The organism is Allonocardiopsis opalescens (genome assembly GCF_003002095.1).
In the GTDB taxonomy this organism is placed as follows: domain Bacteria; phylum Actinomycetota; class Actinomycetes; order Streptosporangiales; family Streptosporangiaceae; genus Allonocardiopsis; species Allonocardiopsis opalescens.
The window spans coordinates 1386895-1408254 of sequence record NZ_PVZC01000001.1; the positions used below are offsets into that span (position 1 = coordinate 1386895).

The window sequence follows — 21360 nt, forward strand, 5'->3', positions numbered from 1 at the left end:
TGTGACGCGTAGGCGGGGTTCGCGCGGCGGGCTGTGGAAGGCCCAGCGGGGAAATCACTCACAAAAAGGCAGATGAAGCTTCCGATAGGCGAGGGTTTGCTCCTCTGACGAGTTCCTTCGGCTGACCATTGAAACCCGGTCTTCTGAGGCTGGCTGGTTCCTGCCTTGCTCAGGACGGCAGCTGGATGCGCAGGCCGCGGTTGGTGATGGTGAGGTCCGCGCCCTGGCAGTTGCGGCCGCCCCAGGTGATGAGGTGGTGGGCGGTCAGTGCGGCGGTGGCGCCGGCGCCGCAGTAGTCGGCGTGGTCGGTGAGGCGGTAGTGGGTGAGTTCGCCCGAGTCGGGGTCGAAGGTGCTGAGGTCGCGGCCGTTGAGGGAGATGATCTGACGTGCTGCGGAGATCCACATGGCTCCCCGGTTGAGCCCTGCTTGTGTCAGGTCGATCGGGGGGCGCAGGTCCACGCTGTCGTGGGTGGCGACCGTCTGCACGGCGCCGTCCTCGCTCATGTGCGCGACATGGGTGCGGGTGTCGTCGGAGGCGAGCAGGTAGGTGGAGCCCTGGCCGTCGGAGGCGAGTCCAAGTGAGCGGAGCGGTTCGGTGAGGTCGATGTCGTGGGGCACGACGGAGGTCGAGTCGTTGTCGGCGTCGTAGTGGCGGATCGCCAGGGTGCGGTCGGGGTCGGTGCCGGCCAGCAGTACCCGCCCCGGTCCGGTCGCCGCCATGGCCTGCACCTGGATGTCGACCTCGGTGGTGTGCCAGTGGTCGTCGGCGATCGCGTAGCTCAGCAGTGCGTCGGTCGGCCGGTCCGACCTACGCCCGCCGCCGATGACCATCCACCCGCCGGTCGCCACCGCCAGCGCCGAACTCCGTTCCTGCGGGGCCGGTGCGATGGGCCGCCAGGTGTCCTCGCCGGGGTGGTAGGCCGCTCCGTCGCGGGCGAAGTGGCCAGGGGCGGGTGCGCTCGTCGCGCCGCCCCAGACGATCATCTCCGTACCCGTCCACACCGCGACGTGCCGCGTGCGCGGCGCCACCGGCGCGGGAGGGATCGGATTCCAGCCGCCGCCGGTCAGAGAGAGCACCGCCCCGTCCGCATGCGGCCGGTGCTCGTCCCCGAAATCTCCACCCCAGATCAGCAGGGAATCCTCTGCCAGCACCGAGGAGTGCCCGACCCGCGCGTGCAGGGGTGAGGCGCCGATCTCCGACACCACCAAGGCGTCGTCCGCTTGCCCGGGGTCGCCCACGGCGCACGAGGTGGCCAGCAGGGCCACGGCCAGCAACCCGACGGGGGCCTTAATCATATCGAAGCCATTTCTCATTCTGCGGAAAGACCTACCGATTCCAAGCACTCCACGGTCCCGTCCTGGGCGGAGTGCGAACCATCAGGCGACTCAAGCCAATCTACCTCGTTGTCAAAGTGAAGGTAACGACGTATCAGTGTATCTGGAACTAGTGGATCTTGATCGGATGTCACGACACAGACGTTTTCCGCAGTCGCCTCGATCCGCGCTGGTTCCCCAGGTGGACGTGTGAAGTCGCGGCAGGGAGCGTGGAGGGAAGCGAGTACGTGTGCAACCGGGGATTCATCGCCTTGATCGTCCGCCCACGGGGCAGCGATCCGGCAGACTTCCGCAAGGTAAGCCAGGTATCCGGACGAAATCGAGTTTTCTCCGTAGCGGAGCCACAACGAGTCGGAGAGTCGGCCTGCCAACTCATGGTCTGATCTACCTGCGATCTCTCTGGCGCTATCGGTGATCTCGTCTCCGGGCAGGTAACCCAGTGCGAGTTCGGCAGACGCATAATCGAATGCTTCCACCGGCAGATGCCTGTTTGCGACGTTCGAAGACATGAACTCGTGGTCGGAGCGTTCGAAATCGTCGAGAAGACCGTCAGATTGCTCTACGCGCGCACCCAGCAGCTCTTCGCCGGCCACTCCGACTGGAAAAGGGCGGATCAGTGCGATCCAGTCAAGTTCCACCTCGGCTAGGTAAGAAAGTCTCGCAGAGCCGAACGAGTACCCGAGAAAGCCGTTTAGTTCAATTGATTCAGTCGCCTCGATGGCGGAGACGACAGAGGCGTAGTGATCGGGAGAGAATCCCCAAGCCAAGGCGTCGTCTCCACTGATACCACATTGATTGATGACGTTCTCTATGCCGGGAAGCGTGTCTGGGTGCCCGGTGCGGCTCGACGCATAGAAATATGACAAGGACGAAGAGCACTCATCTGACTGGTTGGATCTTACCCAAGGCTCTTCGATGAAAAGAAGATTAGAATTTCTTAGGCTGGGGATGGAGTTTCGGAACTCGTGCAGATTGAATCTGCCGGACAGGATCGATACTCCGGGCCCTCCGAAGTCGACGATCGCGGTCTCTGATGTTTCCTCCTCTGATCTGAGCAGAGCGTATCTGACTTCTCGGCCAGCATGGGTGATCGACTGGCATGGTTCGTTCGGTCGGGGCTCTTCGCAAGGGGTGGCGGGAGCGGAGTCCGGTATGGGGGAAGCGGGCGTAGGCTGGTCGACGTGCACGAATACGGCTACGAGGCTGACGATGACCACGAGAATGGATGCTGACACCATATATGCTGGAGGGGTGCTCCGAACGAGTCGGAGCACCCCCGATGCCTTGCGCTGATTCACGCTCTACCAGCCGCTGTCAGTGTGCACATAGCTGAACGAGGGGTTCTCGGGCGAACAGATGATGCTGCACGTCATTACTTCGGCCCAAACGTAATCAGCATAGAGCGGAACGGTCGTGGTGTCGCGCGCGGTCACGTGCATGCCGAAATCCAATGCCCGCTGATCGCCGGAGCGAATGAAAGGCGGATCGTAGTCCACTCCCATGGACCTCGCTCCGGTATCGGGAAGAACGACGACATCCTCGCAGTTGTCGATAGGAATCGATATGCCCGTTCCGTTGAAGCCGACGTCGACGTTGGCTCCGGGGTTGCACTGAGTGCTGGGGGATCGGGGCTCGTAATCATTCATCCTACTGATTCGGGCTCCGGTGCCTTGCCAGGGGCGGCTGCGCAACGTGTAGTCGATGAGGGCGGTCCTGACGTTAAGATCGGCATCGGCGGTGGTCCACAGGCCCCATCTGTTGTAAGCCCACTCCCTCGTGCCCGCTTCCGCGTACTTCTCATAACAGGTGACCATATGGTGATCGTGGTCAGATGGAAACTGGGGGGCGAAGTAACCGGTGAAACAATCGTTCGAATACAAGTACATCCCATTGGGGGTGGCGGCGGCATATCCCATGCCGGTACCTTCGGGTGTTTCCACCTGTGCAGCTTGGGAGGTTTCGACTACTCCTACGCCGAAGCCTGATTGCACCTGGCCTTCGGGTCCCTCGACCCTTGATAGATTTACCTCCGACGGCTGGATGCTATTGCTCCAAATAAGATCAATGGCCCCACCGTTGACCGGGTTCTCAAGGCTAGAACTGCGAATCTGGGTGATGTCGACGAGATTTCCCTGACGTGCTTGCTCGTCCAAGAACTCCTCGATCCGCGGCTGGTCGTCCAGCGCGCGCATCTGCCCCGGCGAGAGTTGTCCTTCAAGGATCTGCTGACGCGTAAGGTGTGCAACTTCAGGGGTGGACCACCCCACCTGCTCCTCTGCCGCCGCAGGCAAGGGGGCAGCGAGAACCAGACTCGTCGCGGCGGATGCCGCTAAGATCCACTTACTCCTAGATGCAAACACTCCAGCCTCCACTCAGGCGAACATAGTATCCGTTTTGCGAAGATGCAAAGGCAATCTAGCACGGAGCGCCGCGGCGGCTTCGTGTGATGTGGATTGCCTCTTCGTTCGTGTTCGGCATATTGTCTGGCCGTCCGATGGATGGTAGGAGTGTCCACGCTGATAAATGATCATTGCCTTGAGCTCAGAGTATTAAATGATCAAGATTCCATCAGACATCTCGGTGATCTTCTCGTCGAGGGAGGCGAAGCTCGGAGCGGCTCTGCTGATGGCGGATCCGTCCGTAAACGGACACCGCTCAAACCATGTGATCGGCTCACGATGATCGTCGGCGGACCGATCGCGGCGGTGGATACCGCGTAATTCCGAACCGCAGCACGCGTTGCCCCGGGATCGTTATCGGCCTACATCGTGGACGGCGGTCGTGGCACCATGATCCCGACCCGGCCCACCGGGCGGACAGCGGCGACCTGTCCCGCCTGGCCATCGTTGGTGTGATGGTAACCCTGCACATCAGAGCCAACCTGAATAGGCCTTCGCCGCGCCATCAAGCCCGCCTGCGTACCGGTTGTTCGGCGTAAGGCGCAGGAATTGCTGAGTGTGTGACGCTCCGCTGTCGTGGAGCTCACCGCCACATTGGCCGCTGTGGGGGCTACGGTAGATGTCTAGCCTGCGGAGGTGTTGCGCGCTGCAGGCTTCTTAACCTGCTGATTCCGGATTCGACCGCCGCCGAGGCGCTGTCGCGATCCCGCTTGGTCTTGCCCGCATAGGTGAAGGTCGCCAATGCCTCGGCTTCGGTCGACCGCTGCGGTGGGGCGAGCTCGTCGCCCTGTCGTGTCCGATGGCCGTACCGAACGCTGCGGCGGTGCCCGGGCCGCAGTGCTCGACGATCGGGTGCAGCGCGTCGTCACGGTTCACCCACCGCGGTGGTGGGCTCGTCGCGATCGTGCCGTTCACGTCTCCCTCGCGCGGATACGCCTTTACGGGGGTCCAGCGGCCGACACGCCGTCTGAGAGAACCCCACACCACCACACCAGTCGAACCGCCGGCCCTGGCCCCGTGTTGGACACGACTCGGGAGCGCCACCCGGCAGGCTAGACCACCGAGTCGTCTCGACCTGCCACTTCGACCGCGTCCGTACGGAAGAGCACGTTTAGAGCACGTCCGGACACGCGAAAACCCCAGCGTCAACAGGGGAAGTTCGACCAGTTGGCGGCTGGCCCGGGGTCTCGGACCCACACCGCGACATGCACACAAGGTGCCCGGATGCACGATAACCGCTGTGACCAGTGCGAGGGCATGGACCGTGCGGACGGTGTCGACGTCGACCGGGTCCATGGCGCGCACCGCGACGTCCTTGGGTAGGTGGGTGGGCAGCGCGAGCGGCGTGCCTGTACCACCTGGAGGGCGCCGCCGTGAGCCTGGCTGACAATGTGCCGTCCCGGTCAGAGCAGTTGCACCTCGCTGATCATCCCTGGAGGGATCGCAACCACGCTCGCCGGGGGCGGACCCGCAGGTTATGTGGGTCGCTGATTATCTCTAGGGGTGGGACGATGTGCGGCACGCGCGATCTTGATTGACGATCTCGGCAGTTTGGTGGTGATCAAGCGGACCAGACCGGGCCAGGCGCCGTACTGGACCGCGCCCGGTGGCGGTGTCGAGGGCACCGATGCCTCGGTGGAGGCGGCTCTGTACCGGGAGTTGGCGGAGGAACTGGGTGCCAAGGCTGCGGATGCCTCGCAGGTGTTCCTGTTCAGTTCGCCGTCGGATGGTGGGGTCGCTGTGCAGCACTTCTTCGTGGCCCGGCTGGTCAGTTTGGACGAGTCGGCCCGTAGTGGCCCGGAGTTCGGCGATTCGTCGCGCGGTGGGTATGACCTGGACCGGATTGACCTTCGGGGAGACGATCTCGCGTCGATCGACTTGAAGCCGACCGCGTTGAAGGAGTTCATCCTGGCCAATCGGGAAGCTCTGCTGGTCGAGGGTGGTGTAGTGACCTGAGCTGCGGCTACGCCCCCAATCGTGCGGGATGGACTCTGCCGTTCCTCGAAGGCGTCGCTCTGTTCGGCGCCAGGAACGGGAAATGTCATCGCGGTTGCCCCGGGACGGACTCACATCCGTCAATGACGAATGGGCGACGGCGGTGACGACGCCCATTCGCTCGACCGTGTGGTCGACGCCCACTCCTTGCAGCGTATGGCCGCCTCCACCGATGTCGCGGTGATAGTCCTCTTCCTCGCTGGAGTCGGAGCTCGCGTGATCATCGGGGCGGTGCTACCGGTCGACGCCGGCCTCTTGCTCATCGTCGGAGTGGACTGAGGAAAGGAAGTGCGGCGAGGGGTGAGGCGATATGGACGCCTGGCCCCTTTGCATGGACATATTCGCTGCCGTGCTCACATGAGGACACGCGGGTGGTGAACTTGCCGCAGCCGGTGACCCTTGCGCGGTGACGACGGAGACGTCGGCCAGGTGAGCATCGCCGCGCCATCGGCGGCAAGGAGTTTCCATGCAGATCCCCAGAGAAAGAGTTCGCACAGCGCTCTCCCTGACCGCGGTGTCGCTCGTCGTGGTGCCGTTGGCGTTCGTCGCTCCGCTGAACGCCGAAGAGGAGACCGCGGCTGAAGCACTGGTCAACAGCGGTTTCGAGGACGGCGGGGACGGTGTTCCCGACGGATGGACCGTCGCGAGCGGTGACGCGCGGATCAGCGTCGTGTCCGACGCGCGCGGCGGCGAGGGCGCCATGCGCGTGTCGTTCGACGAGGACGGTTCCGTGGTCCTCCGCCAGGTCATCGTCGACCAGGCGGCGGGCGCCTACGACCTCACCGCCTGGACCCGGACGGACGGGCTCGAGGGTGGTGCGGTCGCCCTCGGCGACCAGGAGTGGCGCCGCACCGGCATCCCTTCCTCCACCGACTGGACCCAGGTCACGGTGCGCGGGGTCGAGGCGACGAGCGGCCAATTGGAAGTGCGCTTCGAACTGGCCGGAGCGGCCGGCCAGTCGATTGTGATCGATGACGTGGCGATCGCCGAGGGCGGCGCGGGAGAGGACTTCCTGGCGGGCGGCGATCTCACCCAGCTGAACTACATCGAGGATCTGGGCGGCGTCTTCCGCGATGAGCAGGGCCGGGCCGTCGACCCCGTCGAATTCATGGCCGACAACGGCATGGGGATCGCCCGCCTGCGCATGTACAACGACACCGGCCCCGAGAACCACCGCATCGGATACCCCGGCTCCTATCTCGCGGACGGATACCAGGACCCCGAAGACGTCCTCGACCTCGCCCGCCGCGCGCATGACGCGGGCATGCAGATCCAGCTCACGTTCCACTACAGCGACTACTGGTCGAATGGAGAGATCCAGGACATCCCGCTCGAGTGGCGCTACGTCAACGACCTGCCCTACGAGGAGGCCGTGGCCGAGCTCGAAAGGCTCATGTACGACTACACGCGCGACTTCCTGCAGGAGATGGTCGACCAGGGGACTCCTCCGGCCTACGTCGCCCTGGGCAACGAGACCGCGGGCGGGCTCCTCCACCCGTACGGTGGTTCCTGGCAGGAGGGCGGCAGTCTCGACGTCATGGCCGACTTCTTCACCGCCGCCTCGCAGGCCGTCCACGACACGCTTCCGGACGCGCAGGTCATCATCCACCTGGACGACGCGGGCAACCGGGACAAGTACGAGTGGTACTTCGGCGAGCTGGAGCGGCGCGGCGTGCCCTACGACGTCATCGGCAGCTCGTACTACCCCTACTGGACGCAGCTGGACGTCGAGACCGTCGCCCCGTTCTTCCAGTGGGCGAACGAACGGTTCGACAAGCCCGTCATGATCATGGAAACCGGTTTCAACTGGACGCCGCTCACGCACGAAGGCCGCGAGGGCCAGCTGAACGACAACGGCCCCTACGGTGAGGACCCGATCAGCCAGCGCGACTTTTTCCGCGAACTCTTCGCCGCGGTGAAGGCGCTGCCTCCGGGCACCGTGATCGGCGACATCTACTGGGACCCGATCTTCCTCGGCGTCCCTGGAGCGGGCTGGGAGGTCGGTCAGCCGAACTACGTCAGCAATTCGACCGTCTTCGACTTCGATGGTGTCGCCCTGCCGGTGTTCCAGGCCTACCGGGAGAACGCCGCCTCGCCGCGCGAAACGATCGCTGTGGCCGGGCACCGGCCGCAGGGCCCTGACGGTCCCTGAGCCCTCCTGGACGGGATCGCGACCGCACACGGTGCAGATCGGGCCGTGTGCGGTCGCCGTGCGTCCGCCCCTCATTCGGACGGGACCGTGCCCGCGCGTCTTCGGCGGAAGGCCGTGGGACTCATTCCCTCCGCCGAGCGGAAGACCCGGGAGAAGTACAGCGGATCGGCGTAGCCGACGAGACCGGCGACACGGAAGACGGGGAGCTCGCTCGCGGTAAGCAGGTGCTTCGCCCGCTCGATCCGGCGTGCCCTTACGAAGTCGACGACGCCCATGCCGGTGATCTCCTGGAAGAGCACGGAGAATCTCGACGGGCTGAGGCCCGCGTGCGAGGCGAGTTCGGGTACGTGGACGTCCATGGCGGGGTTGTCCACGATGCTGTCGCGGACCGCGGCGACGGCGGCGCGCGACCCCTCGGCCGTCGCCTCCCCGGTGAAGAGCGCGAAGAGCCGCCACGCGGCACCGGCGGCCAGGCAGCGGGAGGCCAGCGAGTCCTCCTGCGTCGCCTCCCGGACCTGGCCCATCGCCGACACGGCGCCCGCCATGTCGCTGACGGTGAAGGCGGGAGCCCCTCGCATGCTGAGCACCGACCGCAGCAGCGCGGGGACGTCATCGCCGACGACGTGCATCCACCAGATGGACCAGGGTGTGTTCGCCCCCGCTCCATAGCGGTGCGCGACCGCGGGAGGCAGGACGGCCGCGTGCTGACGCTGGATCCGAACACGGGTGGAGCCCACGCGGACATCGCCTTCTCCGTCCACACAGAGCAGCACGATCGTCTCGTCCGTGCCGCGTGGCCGCTCGCACTCGTGCCCCGCGGCGCGTGCGAAGAACCCTGCCTCCACGACACGAAGGTGGTCGAGCAGGGGCAGCGTTCGCGCGGGCACGGACGGGACCGTCGGGGCGTCCATGGCCCTCACGCCGGCAGGAGTCCCCGTTCCAGGAGCGATCCGCGTTGCGCGGGGTCGCTGAAGGCCGACCCGATGGCGACCGCGCGGCACCCGGCGTCCAGGAACCCCCGGGCGTTGTCCGCGCCTATTCCGCCTGTTGCGATGAAGCGCACCTCCGGGAACGGGGCGAGCTGCGCGCGTACCCATTCGGCGCCGAGCACAGAGGCGGGGAAGGCCTTGAGCCAGGTGAGGCCGGCCTTGAGAGCGGTGTCGATGTCGGTGGATGTCGCCACGCCCGGCAGGTGCGGAATACCGATCTCGTTCGAAAGGCGCACGATGTCGAGGTCGAGCCCGGGTGCGACCGTGAACCGCGCTCCGGCATCCGCGGCCCGCCGCAGTTGGTCGGGGAAGCGCACCGTCCCCGCGCCAACGGCGCGGCCGCGTGCACGCCCCGCGACGACTGCTGCGGAGAGGGCGTCGAACGCCTCTTCGCCCTGCACGGGCACCTCGACCGCCGTGACGCCGGCGTCCCAAGCGGCATGACAGAGCGCGACGGTGTCCTGCGGGGACACTCCCCGGAAGATGCCCATCACCTGGGCGGTTGAGAACAGTTCGTCGAACATGTCGTTCGTGGTCATCGCTTCTCCTGCTCGAGGTCGAGATGGCGACGGATCTCGTCCTGCGTCGGCGCCTGGGGGCAGTCCCCGACGATCTGCACCGCACGCGAGGCCATGAGGTGGCCGAGCCGCAGGGCACGCTCGGAGTCCAGTCCGCGCATCCACCCGCTCAGCCACCCCGCCGCGAACGCGTCGCCCGCCCCGACCGGTTCGACCACGTTCACGCGGAGCGCGTCCGCCCAGGACGCTCCGTCCGGGCCGAACGCCGTCGCACCGGTCGCCCCGTCCTTGACGACGAGGGTCCTGGGCTCGGGGAGAAGAGCCCGGACCGCCTCGGGGGACGCGGTTCCCCAGAGGGTCTCGGCCTCGTCGCGACCGACGAACACGATGTCGGCCTGACGGGCGATGACGGCGAGTTCGTCAGCGGCTTCGGACACCGGCCAGAGTCCGGGCCGGTAGTTGACGTCGAAGCTCACAGCGGCAGGGCCGAGCACCCGGTCACCGACGACCGCGTGCGTGAGTCCGCGGCAGTCCTCGCTCAGAGCGGGTGTGATCCCGCTGATGTGCACGACGCGGGCACCCTGCGCGGACAGGGGGTTCAGGTGCGTGACGTCCATGCGGGAAGCGGCCGAGCCGCCGCGGTAGTAGTAGACGCGCGTCGACTCGCCGTGCGGGTCCTTGGCGTACAGTCCGGTCGACGCCGCGTCGTCGGTGGTGACCCACGAGACGTCCACACCTGCGTCGGTGAGTTCGTCCAGGATGATGCGGCCGAAGGGATCCTTGCCGACCGCGCTCACCCAGCGTGTGCGGTGGCCGAGTCGTGCGAGTGAGACCGCGACGTTGGACTCGGCGCCGCCGACCCGCAGGACGAGGCGCGAGTCGGCGGCGATGGGCCGGGCGTTCCCGGTGACGAGCATGACCATCGTCTCTCCGAGGCACACGACCTCGGGCGCATATCCGTCAGTCACCCGGGCTACCGTTTCCGAAGATGTCGTTGCACTCGACCTGAATGTCGATCTCGGTCCACATCGGGTGGTGGGGCGCGGCGTTCGACGTCACCACGGACCCCCATGCCGAGATCGCCCGCGCCTTGCGGGCGGCGGCACGGTGGATCTCCTTGCCGACCGGCCCTTCCTCGTACCAGGTGTTGAGCGGTGTGTAGCCGATCCACCCTTCTCCGAACACGAGGGGCACGCCGCGGCCGAGGCTGAAGTCTCTGGCGGCGTCCGTCCACAGGTCCAGCTTCACCAGCATGGCGCTGTGGTGCAGTGCGTGGTGTTCGTACAGGTAGCGATCCCAGACCTCCGGGTCGCACCAGTCGTGCACATAGATCTCGGGCTTGCCGACGATCGTCGCCTCCTTGCGCCACAGGTCCTCGGCCGGCGGCTGCCAGTCCTCGTATGCGGGGGCGCCGGGACGCAGGAAGGGACGTGTCCGCTCGGTGCTGAACCTCTTTTCGTCGCGCAGGGCGAGCCGGTCGGCCAGTTCCCCCAGCACCCCGTAGACGTAGGGGTGGAACACCGCCACATCGATGTTGTGCGGGATACCGCGCATCGCGTCGACCGGCACGCGCGCGTAGTTCACCGTGACGGGCACCTGGGGGAGTCGCTCGTGAAAGACGTCGAGCGCCGCGGTGAGCCGCTTTTCGAGCGGGACGACGAGATCGGTTCCCACGGGTTCGAGCCCCCCGGTGAGCAGCCCGTACTGCACCTCGTTGTGGAGTTCGACGAAGGCGACCCGGTCGTGGAGGCCCCGCTCCGCGAGGAACTCGTAGAGGTCGGCCTGGGCGTGGGCGAGCGCCGCGGCGCGGTCCCGGGGTTCGACGGCCATGAGCGCGTCGAACCAGGAGCGGTCCCCATAGAACGAGGAGCTCTGCTGGTATTCCCAGCTGGAGACGATGACGAAGACCTCGTGCCGCCGGGCCGCCTCGAACAGGGCGACGAGATGGGCGCGCGCGTCGAGCGTCACCCGGTGCCTGACGTCGTACCAGCGGGTTCCCTGGGCGTAGTCGCCGCCCAGCGGACCGAATGACGCCGCGCTCGTGTCCAGCCCCGAACCGAAGAGGAGAAAGGGCATGGCGCAGATGCGAATGGTGTTGTATCCGCGGTCGACCGCCTCCTGGAAGGCGCGGTCGAGGTCTTCGAAGGGCTCACCCGGCCCGGTCCGGGTGTACCAGCTGAAGTCCCACAGGGTGATGGTGAGCCGTTCGGGGAGGTGGTCGTGGATCGGAGTGGGCTGGTAGGTCACAGAGCGTCCTTTTCTCTGTTCGCGGGGCGTCTCGGGGAAACGGTCAGCTCTTGACGGCTCCGGCGGCGAGCCCGTCGATCAACTGCTTGCGCAGCGCGATGAACACGATGACGCTCGGGATGGCGGCGAGGATCGAGCCGGCCAGGACGATGTCGTACTGACGCCCCTCGGCGCCGAAGATCGCCTGCAGGCCCAGCGGCAGCGTGTACATGTCGGGGTCGCCGACGACGATGAGCGGCCACAGGAAGTTGTTGTACGCGTTGAGGAAGCTCCAGACGGCGAGGGCACCGAGTCCGGGACGCAGCAGGGGGGCGACGATACTGCGGAAGATCGTGAACTCGCCGGCGCCGTCGATACGGGCGGCGTTCAGGATCTCGTCGGGGATCGCCTGCTCACTGAACTGCCGCATCATGAAGATGCCGAACGCCGGAGCGACCCAGGGCACGATGAGGGCGAACCACGGCTGGGCGAGTCCCGTCTTGGCGAGCATGATGAACAGCGGAACGACGATCACCGCGAACGGGATGGCCATCGAGCTGAACATGATGTCGAAGAGGGCGCGCTTGCCCCGGAACTCGTACTTGGCGAAGCCGAAGCCCGCCAGTGAGCACACGAACACCGTGATCACCGTGGACACGACCGCGATGACCGTGCTGACGAGGAACCATGAGACGAAGGGATAGCGTTCGAACAGGCTCACGTAGTTGAGGACCGTGGGGTCCGCGGGAATCAGGGTCGGCGGGTAGCCGAACAGGTCGCTGCGCTGCTTGAAGGACGAGAACAGGGCCCAGACGAGCGGGAAGAGCCAGAACAGCCCCACCAGGGCGAGCGCGATGAAGATGAGCGGACGGGATGTGTCCCGCGAGGCTCCCGGGCGCCGCACGGCTCGCCTTCCCCGCTTGGGCGCGATGGCGGCGGCGGAGCGCGTTTCCGTGGGCCTTGGGTCGAGTGTGCTGTTCACTTGGCTTTTCCGATCCCGAGTGACGTGTAGAGCATGCGGCCGATGACGAAGACCGCGAGGAACATCACCACTCCGCCGGCCGCGGCGTAGCCGAACTCCTGCCGTTCGAAGCCCGCGCGGTAGATGAACTGCGCGATGGACATGGTCGCCTCACCGGGGCCGCCGCGGGTGAGCAGGAACGGCTCCTCGAAGATCTGGGCGGTGCTGACGAGCACGGTCACGGCGATGAAGGCGCTGATCGGCTTCATCTGCGGCAGGGTGACGTGCCAGAACGAACGGATGTCCCCCGCGCCGTCCAGCGAGGCCGCTTCGTACAGCTCGCGTGGAATGTTCTGCAGGCCGGCCAGGAAGAAGATGGTGAGATAACCGGTCCAGCGCCACAGGACCAGGATGATGACGACCACCTTCGCCCAGGCGGGGCTGGTGAGCCATTCGATGCCGCCGAAGCCGAAGACGGCGCGCAGCAGGGCGTTGACGAGCCCGTACTGCTGGTCGAAGAAGAGGCCGAACACCAGGGCGATGACGATGGGCGAGACCACGACGGGGATGAAGAACACGGCGCGGAACATGTCACGCAGCCGCAGTCCTCGCGCGTTGATGGCCATCGCGAGGAAGAGCGACAGCGGCAGGACGACCGCCATCGTGACAACCGTGTAGATGGCGGTGTTGCCGAGCGCGGTCCAGAAGCTGGGGTCGCGGAACAGTTCGGTGTAGTTGCGGAAGCCCACCCAGACCGGCGTGCCGAGGCCGGTCCATTCCGTGAAACTCAACGCGATCCCGACGAGGATCGGGACGAGCATGAAAAGCGCGTAGAGAACGAAGAACGGCGAGATGAACAGGTAGGGGGCGCGTGTCATCGACGTGCCGCGCCGGCGGGGTCGTGGTGCCTGCGCTCGCGTGGCCGAGCGCGGACCGGCGAGAAGTGCGTTGCTGCTCATGGGGGCTCTTTCGTGTTTCCTAGACGGCCTGGCGCGTCTGCTGCAGGTAGCCCTCGGTGGTGGCCCTGATGGCCTGGGCCGCGTTCATGCGACCGCTGTAGACGTCCAGGAGCGGAGCCCCCATCGCCGCGGAGAGCTGCTGCATCGTCTCCGACTGGTAGAAGACCGGGATATCGCGTGCGGCCTCGCGGAAGACGTCGAAGACCCGCTGGCCGCCGAGGAACTCGTCCTCGATGCCGACGAAGTCGGGGTCCTCGTACAGGGAGGCCAGGGTGGGCAGGTAGCCGCCGGCCTGGTAGCGCAGCAGCTGCCCCTCCTTGGTCAGGTAGGTGCGGCGCAGCAGGTCGAGGGCGGCTTCGGCGCGCGGGCTGTCGAGCCCGATGGCGAAACCCGTTCCGCCGAGATTGCTCGCGATGTGCCCTCCCGCGCCGAAGCGCGGGATCGTGCGCATCCGCCACCGCCCGGCCTGGTCCGGGGCGTTGGCCTGGAGGCCGTAGAGGTTGTACCAGGACGGCATCACGGTGGCGATGAGCGTTCCCGACTGCAGCGCCGAGGCGGCCGCGGCTCCGTAGGGGTCGCCGATGACCATGAGGGAGCCGCTGTCGACGCCGCGGCGGATGAACTCCAGCACCTCGACGGACTCGTCGGTGTCGATCGTGAGTTCGCCGGTCTCGCTGAAGGGGGAGCCGCCCCGCTGCAGCAGGAACTGCAGGTAGCTGTTGAAGATCGAGGTGTTGTCTCCGTTGGAGACCGATCCGATCGCCTGCCCCGTCCGCTCGAACGCCATCGCGCCGGCTTCGAGGTACTCGTCCCAGGTCTCCATCCCGGGGTCGATGCCCAGCCTCGCGAACTCGTCCTCCCGGTAGAAGAACACCGAGATCGAGGCGTCGGACTCCAGAGCGTAGACCGTGCCGTCCCGTGTGTAGGGCGCCGTGCGCAGGACCTCGTCGTCGATGTCGGTGACGAGTCCGCCGAGGTCGACGAAGAGGTTCTCGGCCATCTGGCTCTTCATCACGCGGGGGAACTCGGAGATGATGATCCCCAGCAGGTCAGGGCCTTCGTTTCCCGCGACCGCCTGGGTGATGGTGCGCGTCACCAGGTCGCCTCCGTTGGCCGAGACCGGCGCGATCCGCGGAGCGAAGGCCGAACCCCGCATCAGCGCGTCGCTGGCCGCGGCGTTCTGGAAGGCCGTGACGTATCCGGGGTCGTGCGTCCACAAGCCGAGTTCCACCGCGCCGGACGTGACCTGCGTGGCCGAACGGGCGCCGCATCCCGCGAGCGCGAGCGCCCCGACCGCTCCCAGACCGGCCAGGAAGGCGCGCCGGGTGGGGAGAGGCCGCTCGCCGGCAGGTGCCCGACCGGTGGCGGGGGTGGCTGACCGAGTACTCATGTTTCCTCTCAGTGGATCGGGACGCGCCCCGCCTGCCGGTCCTGGCCAGGCGTCGCGTCACATCGAAAGCCACATGGGACGAACGTCCCGGGATCATGATGACACAGATCACACTATAATTCATAATTTATCAATAAATCGTCCATCTGCGGTAACGTGAACCTGCGATGGAGCGTGCGCAGGGCGGAACGAGGAGGAACGTGCGGAGCTACAAGGGCCGCGGCCTGCACGGCCAGGTCGTCGAGGCGGTCGGTCGTCGAATCGTCCAGGGTCACTACACCGACGGGCTGACCCTCGACATGGAGGAGTTGCGGCGCGAACACGACGTGAGCCTCACGGTCATCCGCGAGACCCTGAAGGTCCTCGCGGCCAAGGGGCTCGTCGACGCCCGGCAGCGGCGTGGCACCTTCGTGCTGCCGCGCGGCCGCTGGAATCTCCTGGACCCCGACATCCTGCGGTGGGAGATCACCGCGGAGAACCTGCCGGGCAAGCTCGAACAGCTCGCCGAGGTGCGCGCCATCTTCGAACCCGCCGCGTCCGCACTCGCTGCCACCCGACGCGAAGAGAACGACATCTCCGCGATCGAGGCCGCACTCGCGGCGATGGAGGCGGCGGCGGACCCGGAGGAGCTGACCCGGGCCGACCTGGATTTCCACCGCGCGGTGCTGGCGGCCACGAAGAACGATCTCCTCGGCCGGGTCGAACTGGTCACCCGCGTGCTCCTGGCCGAACGGGACCTCCTGGTGCATCAGCACGTCGCGACCGCTGACGGCCTCGCCCTGCACCGCTCGCTGTTCGAGTCGATCGCCGCCGGAGCACCTGCGGACGCCGCCCGTGCTACCGAACGGCTCCTGGGCCAGGCCCTCGCGGACGAGAACGCCTCGATCACCACCTCCGCCACGGGCAGGGAAGCCGGAACCGACGCCCATTCCTCGAAGAAGGCCGGTCGAGCATGAGAATCACCCGTATTGAGACCTTCCTCGTCGCCCCCCGCTGGCTCTTCTGCCGCGTCGAGACCGACGAGGGCCTGGTCGGCTGGGGCGAACCCGTGCTCGAAGGCCGCGCTCTCACCGTGCGCACCGCCGTGGAGGAGCTCGCTCCGCTGCTCATCGGACGCGACCCGCTGCGGGTGGAGGACCTGTGGCAGGTCATGACGAAGTCGACCTTCTACCGCGGCGGGGGCATCCTGTCGAGCGCGGTGGCGGGCATCGACCAGGCCCTGTGGGACATCGCGGGCAAAGCGCGCGGTGTCCCCGTGCACGAGCTCTTCGGCGGACCGGTACGCGATCGGGTGCGCTTCTACTCCTGGGTCGGCGGGGACGAACCGGCCGAGATCGCCGACCGCGTGGCGGCGCAGGTCGAGGCGGGGGCGACGGCCGTCAAGATGAACGCGATCGGGCGCAAGCGGGCGGTCGCGTCGAACGCGGAGCTCGACGCCGTCATCGCGCGCGCAGCTGAAGCGCGATCGGTCCTCGGTCCCGAGCGCGACTTCGCCCTGGACTTCCACGGCCGCATGTCGATCATCGACTGCCGGCGCCTCTTCCCCTGGCTGGCGCCGCTGTCGCCGCTCTTCGTCGAGGAACCCCTCGTACCGGAGCTCGGCCACCTGCTGCCCCAGCTGGCCGAACACGGTGTGCCGATCGCGACGGGCGAACGACTCTTCGGACGGCACGAGTTCCTCCCCGCCTTCACAGCGGGGATCTCGGTGGCGCAGCCCGACATCTCGCACGCGGGCGGCATCTCCGAGGTACGCCGCATCGCCTCCATGGCCGACGTGTGGGGCGTGCAGATCGCCCCGCACTGCCCGCTGGGGCCGATCGCGCTGGCATCGAGCCTGCAGGTCGGTTTCAGCACGCACAATTTCCTCGTCCAGGAGGTCAGCGCCGGCATCCACTACAACGCGGGTGCCGACCTGCTCGACTACCTCGTCGACACCTCCGTCTTCCGGACCGAGGACGGACACATCCCCCGCCTCACCGGCCCGGGGCTGGGAATCGAGATCGACGAGGGGGCCGTCCGTGCCGCCGACGCACGCGGCTTCACCTGGACCCCTCCCGTCTGGCGCGACGACGACGGCGCCCATGCCGAGTGGTGATCCCGCAGGCGACCAGGAAAGCAGGCCATCCGTGAACTCCGAATCCCCCCTCGCCGGGCGCGTCGCCGTCGTCACCGGTTGCGCCGGCGGGATCGGCGCGGCCACCGCGCGCCGTCTCGCCGAGGACGGCGCGCGTGTCTTCCTCATCGACCTCTCGCCCGACGTCCTCCAGGTCCGCGACGAGCTGCGCGCCGCGGGGCACCGCGCGGCGGCGTCGGTCATGGACGTCGCGGACGAGGTGGCCTGGAACACGGCGGCGGCCTCGTGCCGAACGGAGCTGGGGCGCCCCCACATCCTGGTGAGCAACGCGTTCACCGTGGACGTCGCACCGCTTGAGGACACGGCACCGGCCAGCTGGGACCGGCAGCTGCGCGTCAACCTCACCGGCGCCTATCTCGCCACCCGCGCGCTGCTGCCCGACCTCACGGCGTCGGGGCGCGGTGCCGTCGTCATGGTCTCGTCCGTGCACGCGCACTTCGGACTCCCCGGCCGCGCGGCGTACGCCTCGACCAAAGCGGGCATCACCGGCCTGGCCCGCCAGCTCGCGGCCGAGTACGGCCCGGCCATCCGCGTCAATAGCGTGCTCCCGGGCCCCGTGCTCACCGCCGCGTGGGACGGCATCGACGCCCAGGCCCGTGCCGGGGCCGCGGCGGCGACCGCTCTGGGCCGTATGGGCGCCCCGGAGGAGGTCGCCGACGCCATCGCCTACCTGTGCTCCGACCGCGCCTCGTTCATCACGGGCGTCGAGCTCGCCGTCGACGGCGGATGGAGCGTCACCAAGGATTCGGCGTAGTCCCATGGAGGGTCCGCGATGCCCGCAGCAGCGCATGCGCGTGCGGAGAACACCGGTTTCGCGGGGCAGCGCGTATGTGTCGTCCCGCTGCCGCAGGTCGCCACCGCCCTGCGCCGGCCCGCCACGCGGCAGCTCACCGTCGTCCACGCGGGCTACTACCGCCGCGCCGCGGGCCACACGCGCGAACGCGGAAAGGGCACGCGCGACGTCATCGTCATCCTCTGCATCGCCGGCACGGGCACCGTCGAGGTCGGCGGCACGAGCCATCCCGTCGGCCCGTTGAGCTACGCCGTTCTGCCCGCCTTCACGCCGCACACCTATCGGGCCTCCGCCGACAACCCGTGGACGATCTGGTGGGTGCACCTGCGCGGCACCGGGCTCGGTGACCTCACCCGGGTGCTCATGCGCGACGGCCGTCCGGTCACGCGTGTCCGCTCGGTCGGCCACGCGGTCGCCCTGTTCGACGAGCTGCTGACCCTGCTGGAGCGGCGGCTGTCCCCCGCGCACATCCTCGCCTCCTCCGGCGTCGCCTGGCAGCTGCTGACCCGGCTGGCCGCCGACGGCGCCCTGCCGAGCGAGGACTCCCCCCTCGACCGGGCCATCCGCTACCTTGAGGCGCGCGTCGACGGCACCGTTCGGGTGGACGACCTGGCAGCGCTCGTCGGCCTCTCGACGTCCCACCTGACGGCCCAGTTCCGCAAGGCGACGGGCGGCGGCCCCGGCGCCTTCCACACCGGACTGAAGATGGCGCGGGCGCGCACCCTCCTCGACACGACGACGAAGACCATCGGCGAGATCGCCCGGGCGGTGGGCTACACCGACGCCCTCTACTTCTCCCGGCAGTTCCGCCGCCACCACGGGATCAGCCCCTCGTCCTACCGTGCGCAGGCGAAGGGCTGATCCCGGCGGGAACGGTCAGCGGACCGACCGCGAGCGGACGGCGGTCAAGGACGCCTCCCGTACCTGCAGCACCGGCGCGGACGCGTCGGGGCGCACCCGCGGGTCCACGTAGACGCCCGAGTCCGGCGCCCAGGCGAACGCGCGCAGCCACAGACCGGAGGCGCGGATCTCCTCGCGGTAGGGTGCCAGGTCGACTTCGACGTCCCGGCCGTACCAGAACTGGTCGGCGATGAGCCGGTCTCCCGCGTAGACGCGGACGGCATCGCCCGTCCAGTCCAGCCGCAGCAGCAGCCGTTCGGCGTCGTCGAAGAGCGCATCGTCCACGGGTACCTCCACGGGTGCGAGCGCCGCGAAGTCATCGTCGTCGGGAGCCGACAAACGCCCGACGCTGCCGCCCGTGCGCACGGGCGCGAGCGCCGCGATGTCGAACACCGGCGCGGGGACCGGAACCGAGACGTCCTCACCGGGCACCGCGTAACGGGTGAAGACCGTGCCCTCCCCGGGTACCTCGGTGAGCCCGCCCCCGCGAAGCGGGGGGAAGACGTCGAGGACGCCGTCGTGCGCCTGCGCGACGTAGCGGAAGCCGCCGTCGAACCATCCGCTGCCGCGCCAGACCACGACGCTCTCGCGGCCGTCGACCTCGCCCTTCCAGACGGCGTCCGCCGTCGCGGGGTCGAGGAAGACGAGGGTCGTGTCGCCCACGACCACCTCGGCGCCCAGCCCAGGGGCCGACGTCGGCACCGCGATGAGGACATCGCCCTCGTCACGGAGTTCGGCCCCGCGGACGGTGTCGGCCGTGACTCCCTCGAGCTGGAGTTCCACGCCGACACCCTCGGTCGCGGCGAACAGGATGACCGGCCCGCGAGGAGTGTCGATCCGCGTGATCGGCTGAGCGGTGGCGGTGAGCGCGGGGATGCCGCCGAGGCGCTGCCGCAGCGGCCAGGCGGCGTGGACGCCCGAGCGCAGCGTGAAGGGCGCGCTCGGCACGGTCACCGTACGCTCGGAGAACTCGACCTCGAAGCGCACTCCGTCGACGTCGGCCAGCGCGGCGAGGGCCGGCTGCTGGTTGTTGACGAAGAGGTAGCCGCGTTCGCCGTCGCCGCGCACGGCCCAGCGCACCGTGTCACCGCCCTGGGGCAGGACGGTCGGATAGGTCGCGATCGTCGGCCCGAAGGCGTCGAGCAGCAGGTGCTGGCGGCGCAGCCGGTGGAAGTGGGCGCGTTCTCCGCCTTCGGCGCCCAGCGGGGCGAAGAAGTCGTAGTCACGCACCGGCAGATCGTTCGGATAACCCGTCGCGTGGGATTCCTGGGTCGTCGAAAGCGCTCCGACGACCTGGGTGGCACCGTGGTAGAGGTAGTAGCCCTGCCAGGCCGAACCGCTCCCCAGCTTGGTGAGCGCGAGGGCGGAGACGTCCTCCGGGTCGACGAGGGGACGCCGGTGGTAGGCGACCTGCATACCGCCACCGAGCTCGCAGGTCGCGAACGGCCACGGATCGTCCGCGCCCAGGGCCGCCTCGTTGCCGGCGGAGACGGGTGCGTCGCGCAGGTCGGCACCGACCGACAGATCATCGCGCACGGTGGTGAAGGTGAAGTGCATGACGCCGAAGTGCGGCCAGCCGGTCGTGGACTCCTCCCAGAACCCGTCCGAATACCCCGCGTATACCGGCAGCAGGGCGCCCTTCGGCAGCTCGGCCCCGCCCCACCCGGTCGCCACCCACAGCGGCGCCCGCATACCGACCTCCTCGGCCAGCGCACGCAGCCGGCCGAGGTGGTCGGGCTGGTCGTAGAGCTCGTTGTCGACCTGAACGCCGATGACGGGCCCGGCGGGGTCGTGCTCGCTGTGGAAGAGGCCGCGCACCTGCTCCTCGATGGCGGCGTACCAGCCGCGCGCCAGCTCGAGATAGCCGGGATCATTCGTGCGGTGCGCGATGGGCAGCGCCTGCAGCCAGTCGGGGAATCCGCCATTGCGCGTCTCGCCGTGCGCCCAGGGCCCGATGCGGATGAGGACCTTGAGGCCGACGCGGTCCGCGGTCTCGACGAAGCGCCTCAGGTCGCGGTGACCATCCCAGCGGACCTCACCCCGGACCTCCTCATGGACGATCCACAGCAGATACGTCGCGACGATGCCGATACCGCCCGCCTTCATCTTCCGCAGTTCGGTCTCCCAGCGCTCGGGGAGGTCCCGGCTGAAGTGGTACTCGCCCATGACGGGGAACCACGGCCGCCCGTCCCTCTCGACATAGCGCTTCGTGAGCCGGATCCCACCCGGCACGCCTTCCTCGTGACCCATGTCGAGCGGAGCGTTCCCCACCACGGGGGCTCTGGGGACGCGGACCCGCCGGGTGCGCGGTGCCTGGTCGCCGGTCTGGGACTGTGCCTTGTCGAAGTTCGTCGTCACACCAGCGACGGTACGGAGGCCCAGGCGATGCGACCAGGACAAAAACGACGCTCTATATGGACGATCCGACGGCGGCATCCCCGCCCGCGCGGATGAACTCATCGTCTGTCCGACTTCGTCGTTGTGCCCCGAAAAGCGGCACCTGCCGATTACTCTCCAGTCATGGTTGGTTCCCGTCGCCTGCGGACCGGGCGACCACCACGGCGGCCGCCCATTTCGGCCTCGAGGCGCCTGCTCGCCTCAACACGGC

At 67.8% G+C, this 21360-nt stretch carries 18 protein-coding genes; 7 read left to right on the plus strand and 11 right to left on the minus strand.

Annotated features, from left to right (window positions below; all coding sequences use genetic code 11):
- Positions 1-169: 169 nt before the first annotated feature.
- The 3 genes from CLV72_RS05705 to CLV72_RS31700 all read right to left on the minus strand — a co-directional run bounded on the left by CLV72_RS05705 (position 170) and on the right by CLV72_RS31700 (position 3708).
- Positions 170-1297, minus strand: a complete 1128-nt coding sequence (locus tag CLV72_RS05705) for a Kelch repeat-containing protein (RefSeq protein WP_146159353.1) — start codon at positions 1295-1297, stop codon at positions 170-172.
- 14 nt (positions 1298-1311) lie between these two features.
- The gene (locus CLV72_RS31695) at positions 1312-2553 is read right to left on the minus strand and encodes a hypothetical protein (protein WP_146159354.1); all 1242 of its coding nucleotides are present in this window, start codon (positions 2551-2553) and stop codon (positions 1312-1314) included.
- An 84-nt stretch (positions 2554-2637) separates the two neighbouring features.
- Positions 2638-3708: a hypothetical protein gene (locus tag CLV72_RS31700; protein WP_146159355.1), complete on the minus strand. Its 1071-nt coding sequence runs from the start codon at positions 3706-3708 to the stop codon at positions 2638-2640.
- Positions 3709-5238: 1530 nt separating this feature from the next.
- On the opposite strand from CLV72_RS31700, the gene CLV72_RS05715 reads away from it, so the two are divergent.
- The 3 genes from CLV72_RS05715 to CLV72_RS05725 all read left to right on the plus strand — a co-directional run bounded on the left by CLV72_RS05715 (position 5239) and on the right by CLV72_RS05725 (position 7882).
- Complete coding sequence (locus tag CLV72_RS05715; RefSeq protein ID WP_211302718.1) at positions 5239-5691, plus strand: NUDIX domain-containing protein; 453 nt, start codon at positions 5239-5241, stop codon at positions 5689-5691.
- 129 nt (positions 5692-5820) lie between these two features.
- Positions 5821-6009, plus strand: coding sequence for a hypothetical protein (locus tag CLV72_RS05720; protein WP_106240330.1), 189 nt, complete (start codon positions 5821-5823; stop codon positions 6007-6009).
- Positions 6010-6196: 187 nt separating this feature from the next.
- Entirely contained in the window at positions 6197-7882 is a 1686-nt protein-coding gene (locus tag CLV72_RS05725; protein ID WP_106240333.1) for a glycosyl hydrolase 53 family protein, read from the plus strand.
- A gap of 71 nt (positions 7883-7953) precedes the next feature.
- Here CLV72_RS05725 and CLV72_RS05730 read toward each other — a convergent pair whose 3' ends face one another.
- The 7 genes from CLV72_RS05730 to CLV72_RS05760 form a co-directional block, all read right to left on the minus strand.
- Positions 7954-8769, minus strand: a complete 816-nt coding sequence (locus CLV72_RS05730; protein WP_170140885.1) for a helix-turn-helix domain-containing protein — start codon at positions 8767-8769, stop codon at positions 7954-7956.
- Between the two features lie 29 nt (positions 8770-8798).
- On the minus strand, positions 8799-9410 hold the full coding sequence (locus CLV72_RS05735) for a bifunctional 4-hydroxy-2-oxoglutarate aldolase/2-dehydro-3-deoxy-phosphogluconate aldolase (RefSeq protein ID WP_106240341.1): 612 nt from the start codon (positions 9408-9410) through the stop codon (positions 8799-8801).
- Positions 9407-10357: a sugar kinase gene (locus CLV72_RS05740; RefSeq protein WP_342755649.1), complete on the minus strand. Its 951-nt coding sequence runs from the start codon at positions 10355-10357 to the stop codon at positions 9407-9409. Before CLV72_RS05740 ends, CLV72_RS05735 begins: the two co-directional genes overlap by 4 nt.
- A complete protein-coding gene (locus tag CLV72_RS05745) occupies positions 10350-11636 on the minus strand; it encodes a cellulase-like family protein (RefSeq protein WP_211302719.1) in 1287 nt (428 codons plus the stop codon). Before CLV72_RS05745 ends, CLV72_RS05740 begins: the two co-directional genes overlap by 8 nt.
- 43 nt (positions 11637-11679) lie before the next feature.
- The gene (locus tag CLV72_RS05750) at positions 11680-12519 is read right to left on the minus strand and encodes a carbohydrate ABC transporter permease (protein WP_106240346.1); all 840 of its coding nucleotides are present in this window, start codon (positions 12517-12519) and stop codon (positions 11680-11682) included.
- Positions 12520-12593: 74 nt separating this feature from the next.
- Positions 12594-13454 (minus strand): carbohydrate ABC transporter permease, encoded by an 861-nt coding sequence (locus CLV72_RS05755; protein ID WP_106240349.1) that lies wholly within the window; start codon positions 13452-13454, stop codon positions 12594-12596.
- Between the two features lie 100 nt (positions 13455-13554).
- Complete coding sequence (locus CLV72_RS05760; RefSeq protein ID WP_106240352.1) at positions 13555-14925, minus strand: ABC transporter substrate-binding protein; 1371 nt, start codon at positions 14923-14925, stop codon at positions 13555-13557.
- Positions 14926-15125: 200 nt separating this feature from the next.
- Between CLV72_RS05760 and CLV72_RS05765 the strand changes: the two genes are divergently transcribed.
- From CLV72_RS05765 to CLV72_RS05780, 4 genes are read left to right on the plus strand one after another with little or no spacing between them, the layout of a single operon-like run.
- Complete coding sequence (locus CLV72_RS05765) at positions 15126-15881, plus strand: FadR/GntR family transcriptional regulator (protein WP_106240354.1); 756 nt, start codon at positions 15126-15128, stop codon at positions 15879-15881.
- On the plus strand, positions 15878-17020 hold the full coding sequence (gene dgoD, locus CLV72_RS05770; RefSeq protein ID WP_106240358.1) for a galactonate dehydratase: 1143 nt from the start codon (positions 15878-15880) through the stop codon (positions 17018-17020). The genes CLV72_RS05765 and dgoD overlap by 4 nt, the downstream gene beginning before the upstream one ends.
- Before the next feature lie 31 nt (positions 17021-17051).
- A complete protein-coding gene (locus CLV72_RS05775) occupies positions 17052-17813 on the plus strand; it encodes an SDR family NAD(P)-dependent oxidoreductase (RefSeq protein ID WP_245929876.1) in 762 nt (253 codons plus the stop codon).
- 18 nt (positions 17814-17831) lie between these two features.
- Positions 17832-18713: an AraC family transcriptional regulator gene (locus CLV72_RS05780; RefSeq protein WP_106240365.1), complete on the plus strand. Its 882-nt coding sequence runs from the start codon at positions 17832-17834 to the stop codon at positions 18711-18713.
- Between the two features lie 15 nt (positions 18714-18728).
- On the opposite strand, the gene CLV72_RS05785 is transcribed toward CLV72_RS05780, so the two are convergent.
- Positions 18729-21110 (minus strand): beta-galactosidase, encoded by a 2382-nt coding sequence (locus tag CLV72_RS05785; RefSeq protein WP_170140887.1) that lies wholly within the window; start codon positions 21108-21110, stop codon positions 18729-18731.
- Between the last annotated feature and the right edge of the window lie 250 nt (positions 21111-21360).